Here is a 14,062-nt window from a genome sequence, read left to right on the forward strand (position 1 = left end):
GGGTGGCGGCAGGCGGGGCGGAGGCCGCGATGAGCGCGGTCGGCGCATCCGGGTGGGCCTCGGCCGTCAGCGGTGCGGGCACCACCGCCCGGATCAGCGCCTCGAGCGCGGCCGACCAGCCGTCGGACAGCCCGCCGAGAAAGTCCGGGGTGGACACGCCGATGATCAGCGGCGCGGTGTCCGCGTCGGCGTCGGCCCAGGTGGCCAGGTAGGTGCGCAGCTGGCCGCCTACGTCCTCCCCGGAGACCTCGGTGACACCCGTGGTGAGCATGCCGATGATGGCCGGACGCTGCTTCTTGCGGATGGCGTCGAGGGTGGCCACCATGGCCTCGCCGCTGCCGAGGACCGCGGTCACCTCGCTGATCGCCGTGGTCTGCAGCGGAATCGGCTCGTTGAAGTGCCGGGTCAGCAGGGCCTTGGCGAACGACGCGCATCCCTGCGACCCGTGCATGATCGGCAGTGAGTCGGCCAGGCCGAGGAAGACGAGCGCGCCGCCGAGCGGCTGGCTGTACTTGAGCGGGTCGATCGCGGCGCGCCGCTCCGGGATGACGATCTTGGCCATCAGTGGGCCCCGACCAGGTCCCAGGGGGCGGGCCGGCGGACCTGTTCCCACACCGGGCTCCCGATCGCCATGTCGAGGCGGCGGGCGAACTCGACCATGCCGGTGTAGCCCGCGTAGGGGATGTGCCGCTCCTGGTTGATGTCGAGGAACGGCAGCCGGCCCTTGATCGCGGTGTACTGGTTGCGACCGCCGGCGACGAGGATGTCGGCGCCGGTCTCCTCCGCCACCCGCAGCAGTTCCCGCGGGCTGCCCTCGGAGATCATCTTGGCGTCGCCGAGCAGCTCACGGATCTTGTCGACGTCACCGTCGGAGCTCTTGGTGATGCCGCTGCCGACGACCTCGATGCCGAGGTCCTGCAGCGCGGAGACGATCGACCAGCTCTTGACGCCACCGGTGTAGAGCACGGCCCTGCGGCCGGTGAGCCGGGCGCGGTAGGGCGCGAGCGCGGTCTCGACGGCCGCCTCCTCGACGGCGATGAGCTCCTCCGTGCGGCGGGAGAGATCGTCGTCACCGAGCAGGCGGGCGAAACCGCGCAGCGAGTCGCCCATCGCGCTGACGCCGTAGAAGCTGCCTTCGAACCACGGGATGCCGTAGCGTTCCTCCAGGCCGCGGGCAAGGCCCAGCAGCGCGCGGGAGCAGACGACCATGGTCGCCTTCGCCCGGTGCGCCGCGGCGATGTCGCGGTAGCGGGCGTCCCCACTGATGCAGGCCCGCAGCCGGATCCCCAGCCGGGTCAGCAGCGGCACCACGTCCCACAGCTCGCCGGCGATGTTGAACTCGCCGATGAGGTTGACGTCGAAGTCGGTGACGTCGTCCGGTTCGACCGTGCCGATCACATGGTCCAGCAGGGCCTGGCCGGCGATCTTGTTGCCGAGGTTCTTGTTTCCGGCGAAACCCGGGGCCTCGACCGGGATCACCGGTACCCCGGTCTGCTCCGCGGCGGCCACGCAGACCGCCTCGAGATCGTCGCCGATCATCGCGGTGACGCAGGTGGAGTAGACGAAGACCGCGGGCGGCGCGTAGCGCTCGACGACCTCGCAGATCGTGTCGAACAGGCGCTGCTCGCCCCCGAGCACCACGTCGTTCTCGGTCATGTCGGTGGTGAAGCCGTGGCGGAACAGTGTCGGCCCGGACGACAGGCTGCCCCGGCCGTCCCAGGAGTTGCCGGCGCAGGCGATCGGGCCGTGGACGATGTGGGCACTGTCGGCGATCGGGACGAGGGTGATCATCGCCCCGTCGAAGGTGCAGCCGCCGGAGGTTCCGCCGGGCTTGGGCTTGGGGCAGCCCGCCTTGCGAGCCTTGGCGCTCTTGGCGTTGTTGTGGTCACAGGCCGCCTCGGTGAACAGGGCGGCACGTTCGGTAGCAGCCATGGGCCATCCTCGGGAGGGGGCGGTCCTCGGGAGAGGCTGGACAAGGGGGTCGATCAACCCGGGAGGGAGTCGACCGACCCACCCGTGAGCGGGGGGAGAAGGCGCAGGTGCTCCTGCCTGTCTCGACCCGTGGGAGTGGTCGGCCGGCCGCAGGGAGCGCGGTGGGCGCGGCCGACCGACCACGTCTGGCCCGGTTCGTCGCCGGTGGTGAAAGTCCCACCGGCGGCGACTCGGCTACAGCGGACGACGCGTCAGCGGACCGCGTCGAAGCTGTGGTCGGGGGCGTTGCGGTCCATCTCGTCGAGGATCGTGTTGACGAGCTGGGTGAGCAGGTGCAGACCACCCGTGTAGCCGACGATCGGGAACCGGTGCAGGTGGTGCCGGTCGAAGATCGGGAACCCGACCCGGACCAGCGGCACGTTCGCCTCGCGGGAGATGTACTTGAGCTGCATGCTGCCGATGAGCACGTCGACCGGCTCGGTGAAGACCAGCGACCGCAGGTGCCAGAGGTCCTTCTCCGGCCACACGGTCGCCTCCGCGCCGAACTTGCTGGCGGAGAGCACCTTCTCCATGCGGGCCTTGAACGTGGGGTCGGAGTTCGTGCTCACGATGTGCACCGGGATCATCCCGAGCTCGAGCACGAACCGGGTCAGCGCGATGACGAGGTCCGGGTCGCCGGCGATGGCCACCCGCTTGCCGTGCACGTAGGCATGCGAGTCGGTGATCGCGTCGACCAGGCGGCCGCGCTCGGCGGTCAGCTCCGCCGGGACCTCGACGTCGGCGACCTTGGCGACCGCCGTCAGGAAGGCGTCCGTGCCCTTGACCCCGAGCGGGGTCTCCAGCACGATCGTGTCCTGCTTCCAGTCCTTCTGGATGTACTCGACCGTCCTGCGCAGCGTGCTCTCCTGCAGCACCAGGCTCGCGCGGCTGAACTTCGCCAGCGCCCCCTCCGCCAGCGGGGTGCCGCCGGGGTAGAGGAAGTACTCACCGTCCGCCGGGGAGTCCAGCGAGCTGGAGTGGTCGCCCAGGATCAGCGGGTCGACCCCCATCAGCTCGAGGATGCGTCGGTACTCGCGGTGGTTGCCGACGTAGGTGTCGAACCCGGGGATGACGTTCAGCCGGACCTTGTCGGACTTCTCCACCTTCGACGCGTCCGCGTCGGGGGACTTCGACAGCATCTCGATGATGCCCTTGAGCATCACGTCGTAGCCGGTGATGTGCGAGCCCACGAAGGACGGGGTGTGGGCGTACGACACCGGGAAGTCCTGGGTGATCGCCTCCTGCTCGCGCGCCGCACCGATGTAGGCGAACAGGTCCTCACCGATGACCTCGGCCATGCACGTGGTGCTGACCGCGATGTGCTTCGGCTTGTAGAGGGCGGTGATGTTCTCCATCGCCTCGACGAGGTTGTTGATTCCGCCGAACACGGCGGCGTCCTCGGTCATCGAGGTGGAGGCGGCGGGCACCGGCTCCTTGAAGTGCCGGGCGAAGTGGCTGCGGAAGTACGCCACGCAGCCCTGCGACCCGTGCACCAACGGCATGGTGCCCTCGAACCCGAGCGCGGCGAGCACCGCGCCGAGCGGCTGGCAGGCCTTGGCCGGGTTGACGGTCAGGCCCTCCCGGGCGAAGTTCTTCTCCCGGTACTCCCACCCGCGGGTCCAGTCGAGGACCCGCTGGACCTCTTCCTTGGGGGCCGCGTCCTCGAACTCGCGCTTGCCCTCGAACTGCTTCTGGTAGACCTCATCGCGGAAGATGTCGTTGTGGTCAAGGACCCGCAGTGGGACCGCGCTGGTGTGCTCGGGGGTCGTCGTCACCGGACGTCCCTCCTCTCCCCTGTGGGGCTTGTCCCCAGGTGGGGCTCGAGGCCTGCCGCGGCAGCCGCCAGCGACCGCTTCTCCGGTCACGGGGTCGCCGGGTCGCTGGCGGCTGCGTTCGGCCAGACCTGAATGGACTACTGGTCAGCTACTGCCAGTGGCCGTCTACTGCCAGTGGGCATCTACTGCTGGGCGCCTGGCGCCCGGGTGCCGCGGGGGCGGCGGATCAGACGACCTCGCCGGCCTTCGACCAGGGCGCCTCGAGGAGGTCCCAGGCCGGGCTGTTGATGGCGATGTCCATGTCCCGGGCGAAGACGGCGAAGCCGTCGACGCCGTGGTAGGGCCCGGAGTAGTCCCAGGAGTGCATCTGCCGGAAGGGGATGCCCATCTTGTGGAAGACGTACTTCTCCTTGACGCCCGCACCCATCAGGTCCGGCTTGAGGTGCTTGGCGAACTCCTCGAGCTCGAACGAGTTCGGGTCGTCGTAGAGGAGGGTGCCTTCCTTGAGCATGCTGTAGGTCCGGGTGTAGTCGTCCTTGTGGGCGAACTCGTAGCCGGTGCCGACGACTTCCATGCCGAGGTCCTCGTACGCGCCGATGGTGTGCCGGGGGCGCAGGCCGCCGATGGCGAGCATGACCCGCTTGCCCTCGAGCCGCGGCCGGAACGACTTGGTGATCTCGTCGAAGCGCACCTGGTACCGGGCGATCGCGGCCTCGGTCTTCGCCTTGATCTCGTCGTCGAAGAACTCGGCGATCTTGCGCATGGAGGAGATGATCTTCGACGGGCCGAAGAAGTTGAACTCGGTCCACGGAGTGCCGAAGCGCTCCTCCATGGTGGTGCAGATGTAGTTCATCGAGCGGTAGCAGTGGATCAGGTTGAGCTTCGACAGGTGCGTCGACTTCATCTCGTTGAGCGTGCCGTCGCCGGACCACTGGGCGATGACCCGCAGGCCCATCTCCTCGAGGATCCGCCGCGAGGCCCAGGCGTCACCGCCGATGTTGTAGTCACCGATCAGCGCGACGTCGTAGTCGGTCTGCTCGAAGGTCCCGCCGCCGGTGCCGAGCACGTGGTCGCGGACAGCGTCGTTCGCGATGTGGTGGCCCAGCGACTGGCTCACGCCGCGGAAGCCCTCACAACGGACCGGGATGACCGGAATGTCATGCTTCTTCGCGGACTTCTTGGCGACGGCCTCGATGTCGTCGCCGATCAGACCGATCGGGCACTCGGACTGGATCGAGACGCCCTTGGCCAGGGGGAACAGCTCGACGATCTCGTCGAGGACCGTCTCCAGCTTGGTATCGCCGCCGAAGACGATGTCCTTCTCCTGGAAGTCCGTCGTGATCTGCATCGCGGTGAAGTTGTTCACGCCAAGGTGGCCGTGGGCGTAGTTGCGACGGGTGGCCCAGGAGTACTGACCACAGCCGACGGGCCCGTGGCTGATGGTGACGAGGTCCTTCACCGGTCCCCACACCACGCCCTTGGATCCGGCGTAGGCGCAGCCGCGGATCGTCATGACCCCGGGGCGGGACTTGATGTTGGACTTGACCTCGCACTCCTTCGACCCCTCGGGGTCGTTGGCCTTGATGTGCTTGGTCCGGAACTTGGCGGCCTTGGTGGGGTACTGACCCAGGACCTCGGCGATCATCGCCTCGGTCTCGGCCCGGGTCGGTGCCGGCGTCGTGGTCATGATCGGGACCTCATCCTCGACGGTGAGTGGAACAGGTGGTCGGGCGACGTGTTAGGCGACGGCGGCGGCCTTGCCGATCACGGTCTCGTCCTCCTGCGCCATGATCCCGAAGTCGATGAGGAGCTCCTCGAGCTCGTCCATGGTGATCGGCGTCGGGATCGTCTTCATCTCGTTGTTGACGATCTTGTTGGCCAGCTCGCGGTACTGGTCGGCCTGGCTGTTGGTGGGGTCGTACTCGATGACCGTCATCCGGCGCAGCTCGGCGTGCTGCACAACGTTGTTACGCGGGATGAAGTGGATCATCTGGGTGTTGAGACGGCGGGCGAGCTCCATGATCAGCTCGTCCTCGCGGTCGGTGTTACGGCTGTTGCAGATGAGCCCACCGAGCCGGACGCCGCCGGAGTGCGCGTACTTCAGGATGCCGCGGGCGATGTTGTTCGCCGCGTACATCGCCATCATCTCGCCGGAGGTGACGATGTAGATCTCCTGCGCCTTGCCCTGGCGGATCGGCATCGCGAACCCGCCGCACACAACGTCACCGAGGACGTCGTAGGTGACGAAGTCGAGGTTCTCGTACGCGCCCGCCTCCTCCAGGTAGGTGATGGAGGTGATGACGCCACGGCCGGCACAGCCCACGCCCGGCTCCGGGCCACCGGACTCGACGCACTTGATGCCCCACTGGCCCTCGACGAGCACCTCGTCGAGCTCCAGGTCCTCGACCGAACCCTTCTCGGCCGCGAGCTGGATGACGGAGGTCTGCGCCTTCGCGTGCAGGATCAGGCGGGTCGAGTCAGCCTTCGGGTCGCAGCCGACGATCATGACCCGCTGGCCCATCTCGGCCATGGCCGCCATGGTGTTCTGCTGGGTGGTGGACTTGCCAATACCACCCTTGCCGTAGAAGGCGATCTGGCGCATGCGGTGCTCCTCCTTGGGACGGTTGCCCGGCGCGCGGTCACCGGGGCTCGGCCATACCGATCGGGCTGGCCGGGCCGGTCGGCCCGCGGGCTGCCGGACGTGCCGCCGGTCGGATTGGACCGGGACGTCGGCACTACCGTGGTGCTGGTCGTACAACCCCGTGGCGCGGGGCAGATCGGTCAGACCTGCTCTTCGCGCTGGGGGGCCTCCACTCGGGGGGTCGGCATCTCTACCCGCCCGAGAAGCTCCTGGAAGTCGCGGCTGTGAAGGCCGCGCTTGTGCTGGGTGGCGGCGGCGCGGACCCGCTCCAGCAGGGGTTCGATCTCGCTGTCCTCGGCGTCGATGCCGTACTTGGCCAGCGCGTAACGGACCGAGGCCCGCCCGCTGTGCTTGCCGATCGCCAGCCGCCGGCGCCCGCCGACCTCGGCGGGATCGAACGGCTCGTACGTCGCCGGGTGGCGCAGGATGCCGTGCACGTGAATGCCCGACTCGTGCGCGAACACCGACTCACCGACCACCGCCTTGCCTGCCGGCAGCGGCCGGCGTGCAGCCCGCGACACCAGCCGCGCGAGGCTGCGGAACGCTGTCGTGTCCAGGTCGACGGGCAGCTTCAGCAGGTGCCGAAGCGCCATCGCGACCTCTTCGATCGGGGCGTTCCCGGCGCGTTCGCCGAGGCCCAGCACGGTGGTGCTGACCCAGGTGAACCCCGCCTGGACGGCGGCGATGGTGTTGGCCGTCGCCAGGCCGAAGTCGTCGTGGGCGTGGATCTCCCACGGCCCCGGGACCGCCCTGACCAGTCGCCCCAGCCGATCGTGCGCGCTCACCGGGTCGAGCAGGCCGACGGTGTCGGCCCAGCGCAGCCTGGTGACGCCCAGTTCCCGCAGTTCGCTCGCCAGGTCCGTGACGAACGCGTCGTCGGCGCGGGAGGCGTCCTCGAAACCGACGCTCACCCGCATCCCACGATCCGTCGCATCCGCGACACACTCGCGGACCCGCTGCCGCGCCCAGGCCCGATCCCGCCCCAACTTGCTCTTCAGGTGCAAGTCGGAGACGGGGATGGTCAGGTGCGCGGTGACAAGGCCGCAGCTTGCCGCGGCCTCGACGTCGCGGCGGTCGGCCCGGCACCAGCCCACGATCTCCGCCTGCGGATCGGTTGCGAGGATCTCCCGCAGCACGTCCCGCTCGGTGACACCCATCGCCGGGATTCCGGCTTCGATCTGGTGCACCCCGATGGCGTCCAGGGCAGCGGCGATGGCGAGTTTCTCGGCCGCGGTGAATGCGACGCCAGGCGCCTGCTCGCCGTCGCGGAGCGTGGTGTCGCAGAATTTGATCGCCGCGTCCGGCTGTATCGCCGTGGCAGATGAGCTGGGAAAACGGGGGTCTCGCACTGTCATCACCAGCCGTTGCTCCGGGACTGAAGACCATGGGCTGCGCCGCGAACTGTGGTTCTGTGTTTGTTCGGCGGCGACATGAATCAGACTAGGAGGCGATTATTTCGAGGCTGCAAGCGCCGGTAACTTCCGGGTTAACAGGTATTCTCCCCGGATGAGTGCAAGCTTTTCTGTTGAGATATCTCGAAGGATATCTCGAAGGAAAAATTTATCCTTGGGGTTTTCTTTAGGGGGCTTCCTGCGGGCTGCGGTGGCCCAGCTCACGTGGCGGGGGTGGGCCGCCCAGGGTGGCCGGGGGCCCACGTAGTCGCGCACCTCACCGAGGGCGGCGCCCGTCCCGGACGAAAAGGAGCACCGGCCGATGCGTCCGACCGTGCATACGCCACGTTATCCGACCGAACCGCCCAGACGATTTCTTTCCGTAGCACAAATGTCACGGATAGGAATCTGAGGCGGTCGACCGGGGGCCGCGACGGCGGTGCGGAGTACGCACTAATTGGCACGTCCCGATGGCGTCACCATCGGCCTGTGCAGCGAGGGTTAACGTTATCGAAACCCTTGAACTTCTTCCTGCGTTGGACCTCACCGAGCGGGTCGGATATCTTATGGATAACAAAATTGCGCCGGGCGAAGCCGGGCGAGGCCGGCCCGGCAGCACGCAGTGCTTTCCCTGGGGAAGCGGAAGGAGCTGGGCGTGTCGGTTCACGTATACGCGGGGTACTTCGGTTGCCAGCCGGGATGGTAGAGATGTCGGAGGCGCAGATGATCGGTGTGCCGACCGACGCCCCCGGGACCTGGGAGGATCTGCGGTCAGCCGTGGTGGGGAACAACGGAGTCTTCAGGACCACCATGGGCTTGCTGCGGGAGATCGGTGGCTACGGCCGGCTCGGGACGAACGTGCGACAGATCCTCAGTCGCAACCTCGCGGGTATCGGGCTCGGTCACCTACCCATGGAGCTGCCGGCATACCAGGACAAGGAGATCCTGCTCTTCCAGTACGGCACCCCCGCGGCCGAGATCGTGGAAGCGGTCCGCGAGGGCGCCTCGGACGGAGCCGAGACCGCGCTGGTCCGGCTGAACTCGTCGCAGGACCTCGCCAAGGTGCGTGACGCCTCACTGAAGGCGGTCGAGCTCCTGTCGATCCTGAACGACCGATGCCGGGACTGCATGCGTCCACTGCCGTAAACGAACGGTAGGCGGCACCCCTCAGCGATACTCGCCGATCGCCGAGGCACCGCCTGCCCGTTCGACTCGGTCCACCGGGAGCGCGGCCACCGTTGCGGGCATGAGGACCGGCTACCACGGGCTTTCTCTCGCAGTGACGGCCTGGGACGCCGCTGCGAGAGAAAGCCTGGGTCACCGTCTGACCATGGCCGCCCGGCCCGCGATCACACCTCGGACCAGACACCGCCCGCATTGATCACCGAACGTGTCGATCTGGCACTCCCCTGATGCCAATGCGATACGTTCGGTGATCCCCTATTCCGCTCCGGCCCGATCCACGGGGCTCCTCCGGAGGGGGAGATCTCTCCTGCTCGGCCCGCCCGGGCCACCGATCAGCGGTTTCCCTTCGACGCATTCACTTACTGATCGATGAGCAAGTAATCTCGGAACCGTGAGCCAGACCAGGGAGCGGATCCTCACGATCGCTCGTGAGCTGTTCGCCCGTCATGGCTACAGCGGCACGACCAACGCTGACATCGCCCGCGAGCTGGGCACCACGACGGCCGCGCTGTACTACCATTTCCCGTCCAAAGCGGCGATCCTCGACGGCCTGGTCGCCGAGCCCCTGGCGGCCTACCGCCGGATCATCGAGTGTCTCAAAACCGGGCCGCCCGCCCCCCCGGAGCTGCTCGGCGCGTTCATCGACCTCGCCGCGGACTCCCGCGAGCTGGCCGCGCTGATCGACCGGGAACCGAGCGTGCTGGCCGCCATCGACAAGCGCCTGCCTCTCGCCTTCGAGGGGATGATTCAGCAGGTGATCGTCGCGCTGGCCGGCCCCGATCCCGACCGCGCAGCCATCCTGCGCGCGCACGCCGCCTTCGCCGCGATCAAACACGCCACGATGGCCGCGATCGCCCTCAACCACGGCACCCTCGACCCCGCCGACCGCGCCGAGATCCTCCGCACCGCCCTGCGCATCCTCCAGCCCGGCGCCGGGGACTGAGCCGGTCACCGCGGCCGGCCGCTGTTCTCGTCCTCACCTCGGGATGGGAATCCGGCTGTCTCGCCGCGCCGAGTGCCGTAGAAGAGATGGATGGCGCAGTTTCATTTCGACCCTCGGACCTATCGAGCCATGGTGGTCGCCGAGGTGCCGCATTACGAACGGCTGCAGGACGAGGTGGCGGCGGCCACGGCGGGCCGGCGGGTGACGCGCATGCTCGATCTCGGGGTGGGCACGGGCGAGACCAGCGGGCGTGTGCTCGACGTCCATCCGGATGCCGCCCTCGTCGCGATCGACGAGAGTCCGGCGATGCTCGAAGCCGCCCGCCCCCGCCTGCCACCCGCGGACCTGCGCGTCGGCAGGCTCGAGGAGCCGCTCCCGGCCGGCCCGTTCGACCTGGTGTTCTCGGCGCTGGCCGTGCATCACCTGGACGAGCCGGGCAAGGTCGAGCTGTTCGGCCGGATCGCCGCCGTCCTGCCGCCGGGCGGCCGATTCGTGCTCGCGGATGTGGTCGTGCCCGACGACCCCGTGGATGCCGTCACCCCCGTCGACGGCATCCACGACAAACCGAGCCGGTTGCCCGACCAGCTCGACTGGCTCCAGCAGGCCGGATTCGACACCACGATCACCTGGCAGCACCGCGATCTGGCAGTCGTCGCCGCCGACCGACCCCCGCGCTGACCGGCTCCTCCCTGCCGGCCTGCTCGTCAGGGAGGTCAGGGAGGTCAGGGAGGTTCGGTGGGTAACGGCCCGGTGGCCTTTTCGCGGAGCTGTTCGTTGATCCCTCGCGCTTCGGCGAGCTGGTCCTCGAGCAGGACGATGCGGCAGGCGGCTTCGATCGCGGTGCCCTCGTCGACGAGTTCGCGGACACGACCGGCGAGGCGGAGTTGGTGGCGGGAGTAGCGGCGGTGGCCGCCGTCTGAACGCAGGGGCGTGATCAGGCCGGCTTCGCCGAGGGCCCGCAGGAACGCGGGGGTGGTGCCGAGCATGTCGGCTGCGCGGCCCATGGTGTAGGCGGGGTAGTCGTCGTCGTCAAGGCTGTCGGACGGTTTGCGGATGGTCCCAGGGGTCATCGCGCCTCTCGAGCACGCATCGAGGGACCCTGGTGCCAGAAGGCACCAGGGTCCCGAGGGTTCAACACCATCTACCGGCCGGTTGGGCCGGGACTCTGATTCCGCGGAGCCGCCCCCAGAGGGCGGGTGCGCGGGGATCGCATATGCGTGACCGGGGACCACCTTCCAATCTGGGGCCTGCGGTAGCCGAGCGAGCTAGGACCTCGCCCCGGCGATCCTGATGGCGTCTGCTCCTCTCTTCTCGTGCGTTGCCTGATGGGGTGTTACCGATCTTGCCTGGTCGTACTCATGCTCGACAGCCCGTCTTGGCTGCCGTCCCGCTCGGGGCAGTTCCTGTCTGCCTCGACCATGGGCTCTCTTGTGTACGACACGTACTCTACCCAGGGGAGCGCCCGATGTCTACTGCAGCGGGAACAGATTTTTCGGCGCTGAGAAGACAGGTAGTCATGGGCCGTCAGATCTTGACGATGGTGACCCGCCCGCCGCACAACGCCATGAGATCGTCGGGATCCGACGTAAGCACGGTGGCCGGGGCGGGGGCGGCCAGCGCGGTCGCGCAGACCATCGCGTCGATCGCGCAGCGGTGACCGTGCAGACCGGTCTCGCCCAGCAGCGCGGCGGCCCGGCGGGCCAGGAGCTCGGTGACGGGTTCGACGACGAGCCGGGACAGCGTCCACTCGAGGGCAGTGCGCCTGATCCGTGGGTGGACCACCTCGACGAGGGTCACCGCACTGGTGATCACCCGCATGTCGTCGGCGCGGGCGAGCGCCAGCCAGCCGGTGACGTCACGGTCCCGCCGCACCGCCTTGGTGAGCCCTTCCCTGTCCAGGACCAGGGTGCCGCCCGGCACCGCGACCGGACGGGTCACGCCGCGGGCGGATCGGCGGGACGCTGCTGGTGGTGGCGAGCCTGCAGCAGGATGTCCCGCCTGGCCTGGATCTCCTCGTCGCCGATCGGCCCGTGGTCGGTTGCCTGCCAGCCTGACGGATGACAACCCGGAAAGCTGTTTCCGAACCGGACGTCACCCGTTTCCAGCGTTTCGCTCCCGACGACGCTCCCAGAACATCGATCCGACGAGGGGGAACGTCACCGTGGTGCACCAGGCGCTGGTCGACACCGACCACCGACCCGCCACCGCTACGACGATCATTGTCACGAGTATGAAGGACGGGGTGCCAACCGCGAGCATCGTCCCGCTCGCGACACCGTCACGGCGAAGGAGTACCACCGCTGCCACCGAACACAGCGCTGCCGGACCGGTGAGGATCAGGAGTGGTCCGCCGAAAAACACAAATACTATTCCGGCACCCGGTGGCGCCAGTACGATCACTCCGACCGGCCATAACACGCTGGCGGATGCGGCGACACAGGCAATCACACGGGTTGCTGCGCCCGCTGGCTGTGCCGTACCCGGCCCCCCAAACCGATAGGTCCGAACCATGACCCTCGTCTCCCGTCTACATGATGCATGAAACACCGAACAACAAGCTAGGGATCTCAACTCCTTGCCGGTCCAGACCATCAGGGCTGACGTTCAATGCCTCGACGGGACGGCGGAGACGGGCTTTGTGGCGCCACCGCGTCGATGCCCGATCCGGGCGATGCGTCGACTGCTCGGGCGCAATCCCAGAGCGGAGGCGGGCGTCAGCCGACCGCCGGGACGATCCGTACCGCCCACGGTTGTGGACCGGCACCCCACCCCGCACCGCAACGGGTCAACGCCTGGTAACCAAAAAACACAACTCGGCACCAGAAGTGGCGGGCAAGCATCGCCGGGCCCACCCGCCAGCCACGCGAAAGATCCGAGCTAGGATCGGATCCAGGTTTGGCGCGTAAATGGTGGCCAGGGCGGCCTATATCGACGGTAAGCCAATGGGACCTGTGGGATCGTTTTGCTGCAGTATGATCCCTCATGCCGCCGGGGCATCCCGGAGCAGACCGGCCCAAGGAGTCGGTCACGTCCAATCGGGGGACGAATGTGACGTGCGCTGACAGGTTCACGGTATGGAACCATCGTGTCCCGGGACACATCGCGAGCATCCCGGGGCAGGCAGTCCACGCGAAGCCGATCGATGCGCACCGGTCCTGCCCGCGCGGGACCCCAGCGGGCAGGTCGCAGACGGATGGGCCACGAGGATGACGGGGACGTATCCGGGGGTGCCGTCGCCCGGTCAACCACTGCGGTCGCAGGACCCGCGCCGGATAGGCAACTACGACGTGCGCAGGCTACTGGGTGAAGGCGGCATGGGAACGGTCTACCTTGCCATCTCCAACGAGGGTAGACCGGTCGCGGTAAAGGTAATCCGGCCCGAGTATGTCGATGTCGAGGGTTTTCGAGCAAGATTCCACCGAGAGATCGATAACGCACGGCAGGTCCAGCCGTTCTGCACCGCCGCCGTCCTTGACGCCGATATGGGGCCGACGCCCTTCCTCGCGACGGAATACGTCGACGGCCCGGACCTGCGCCGTCAGATCATCGAGGGCGAGTTACTGTCGGGCAACGACACAAAGCGGTTCGCGATTGGCGTCGCGACGGCGCTGCGCGCCATTCACAACGCGGGGGTGGTACACCGAGACCTCAAGCCGGCGAACGTCCTGCTGGCGTTACACGGACCTCGGGTCATCGACTTCGGGGTAGCCTCGGCCCTGGCCAGCCAGAACCTCGACGACAACGCCGAGCCGGGCGTCCCGCAGTGGCTGACTCCCGCCTACATGGCTCCCGAGCAGGCCCAGCGGGCGCTTTTCGGGGCCCGTATAGAGGTCTCGTATCCCGCAGACATTTTCGCCTGGGGCGGGGTGGTCGTGTACGCGGCGACCGGACGCACGCCGTTCGGCGACGGCGACTTCGGTGAACTGGCCAGCCGGGTCGTCTATGACGAACCAGACCTGTCCGGACTGCCGGCAGACCTCACGCCGATCGTCGCCCGTGCACTCCACAAGGACCCGGACCGACGCCCGACCGCGAAGCAACTGCTGGCTGACCTGCTGGGTGAGGCGAAGGCCGATACCGTCGAGGCCGGAGCCGTCGAGGCTCGCCGCGGCTGGGACACCACGACGGTGGTCGGCCTGCCCCCGCCCCTCACGCC

General features: G+C 68.1%; 12 protein-coding genes. 4 read left to right on the forward strand and 8 right to left on the reverse strand.

What is annotated here, in order from left to right; genetic code table 11:
* The 6 genes from NBZ83_RS21860 to nifV all read right to left on the reverse strand — a co-directional run.
* Positions 1 to 562: nitrogenase component 1 (locus NBZ83_RS21860; protein ID WP_308203386.1), on the reverse strand; the 562-nt coding region annotated here is incomplete at its 3' end.
* Entirely contained in the window at positions 562 to 1,932 is a 1,371-nt protein-coding gene (gene nifE, locus NBZ83_RS21865; protein WP_261570389.1) for a nitrogenase iron-molybdenum cofactor biosynthesis protein NifE, read from the reverse strand. The genes nifE and NBZ83_RS21860, both read right to left, overlap by 1 nt.
* A 251-nt stretch (positions 1,933 to 2,183) precedes the next feature.
* Positions 2,184 to 3,746, reverse strand: coding sequence for a nitrogenase molybdenum-iron protein subunit beta (gene nifK / locus NBZ83_RS21870; protein WP_261570390.1), 1,563 nt, complete (start codon positions 3,744 to 3,746; stop codon positions 2,184 to 2,186).
* A gap of 226 nt (positions 3,747 to 3,972) precedes the next feature.
* Positions 3,973 to 5,433 (reverse strand): nitrogenase molybdenum-iron protein alpha chain, encoded by a 1,461-nt coding sequence (gene nifD, locus NBZ83_RS21875; protein ID WP_261570392.1) that lies wholly within the window; start codon positions 5,431 to 5,433, stop codon positions 3,973 to 3,975.
* A gap of 51 nt (positions 5,434 to 5,484) precedes the next feature.
* Entirely contained in the window at positions 5,485 to 6,348 is an 864-nt protein-coding gene (gene nifH, locus NBZ83_RS21880) for a nitrogenase iron protein (protein WP_261562471.1), read from the reverse strand.
* Positions 6,349 to 6,527: 179 nt separating this feature from the next.
* The gene (gene nifV / locus NBZ83_RS21885; RefSeq protein ID WP_261570393.1) at positions 6,528 to 7,745 is read right to left on the reverse strand and encodes a homocitrate synthase; all 1,218 of its coding nucleotides are present in this window, start codon (positions 7,743 to 7,745) and stop codon (positions 6,528 to 6,530) included.
* Positions 7,746 to 8,486: 741 nt separating this feature from the next.
* Between nifV and NBZ83_RS21890 the strand changes: the two genes are divergently transcribed.
* From NBZ83_RS21890 to NBZ83_RS21900, 3 genes are all read left to right on the forward strand, one after another.
* Positions 8,487 to 8,924 carry a hypothetical protein gene (locus NBZ83_RS21890; protein ID WP_261558657.1) on the forward strand — a complete coding sequence of 146 codons (438 nt, stop codon included), beginning with the start codon at positions 8,487 to 8,489 and terminating at the stop codon, positions 8,922 to 8,924.
* A 430-nt stretch (positions 8,925 to 9,354) separates the two neighbouring features.
* Positions 9,355 to 9,906, forward strand: coding sequence for a TetR/AcrR family transcriptional regulator (locus NBZ83_RS21895; protein WP_261570394.1), 552 nt, complete (start codon positions 9,355 to 9,357; stop codon positions 9,904 to 9,906).
* A 90-nt stretch (positions 9,907 to 9,996) separates the two neighbouring features.
* Positions 9,997 to 10,584 carry a class I SAM-dependent methyltransferase gene (locus tag NBZ83_RS21900; RefSeq protein ID WP_261570395.1) on the forward strand — a complete coding sequence of 196 codons (588 nt, stop codon included), beginning with the start codon at positions 9,997 to 9,999 and terminating at the stop codon, positions 10,582 to 10,584.
* 44 nt (positions 10,585 to 10,628) lie between these two features.
* Here the strand turns inward: NBZ83_RS21900 and NBZ83_RS21905 are convergent, their stop codons facing one another.
* Positions 10,629 to 10,976 (reverse strand): MerR family transcriptional regulator, encoded by a 348-nt coding sequence (locus NBZ83_RS21905; RefSeq protein WP_261570396.1) that lies wholly within the window; start codon positions 10,974 to 10,976, stop codon positions 10,629 to 10,631.
* Between the two features lie 454 nt (positions 10,977 to 11,430).
* The gene (locus tag NBZ83_RS21910) at positions 11,431 to 11,844 is read right to left on the reverse strand and encodes a PIN domain-containing protein (RefSeq protein WP_261570397.1); all 414 of its coding nucleotides are present in this window, start codon (positions 11,842 to 11,844) and stop codon (positions 11,431 to 11,433) included.
* A gap of 1,289 nt (positions 11,845 to 13,133) precedes the next feature.
* On the opposite strand from NBZ83_RS21910, the gene NBZ83_RS21915 reads away from it, so the two are divergent.
* A partial coding sequence (locus NBZ83_RS21915; RefSeq protein WP_261575705.1) for a serine/threonine-protein kinase occupies positions 13,134 to 14,062 on the forward strand: 929 nt, incomplete at its 3' end.

It is taken from the genome of Frankia gtarii, assembly GCF_025403375.1.
Taxonomy (GTDB): Bacteria; Actinomycetota; Actinomycetes; order Frankiales; family Frankiaceae; genus Frankia; species Frankia gtarii.

What these genes read in the sequence shown, in the direction of transcription:
- nifE (WP_261570389.1), bottom strand. Translation starts at nt 1,932, where the DNA reads ATGGCTGCTACCGAACGTGCCGCCCTGTTCACCGAGGCGGCCTGTGAC.
- nifD (WP_261570392.1), bottom strand. Translation starts at nt 5,433, where the DNA reads ATGACCACGACGCCGGCACCGACCCGGGCCGAGACCGAGGCGATGATC.
- nifH (WP_261562471.1), bottom strand. Translation starts at nt 6,348, where the DNA reads ATGCGCCAGATCGCCTTCTACGGCAAGGGTGGTATTGGCAAGTCCACC.
- NBZ83_RS21890 (WP_261558657.1), top strand. Translation starts at nt 8,487, where the DNA reads ATGTCGGAGGCGCAGATGATCGGTGTGCCGACCGACGCCCCCGGGACC.
- NBZ83_RS21900 (WP_261570395.1), top strand. Translation starts at nt 9,997, where the DNA reads ATGGCGCAGTTTCATTTCGACCCTCGGACCTATCGAGCCATGGTGGTC.
- NBZ83_RS21905 (WP_261570396.1), bottom strand. Translation starts at nt 10,976, where the DNA reads ATGACCCCTGGGACCATCCGCAAACCGTCCGACAGCCTTGACGACGAC.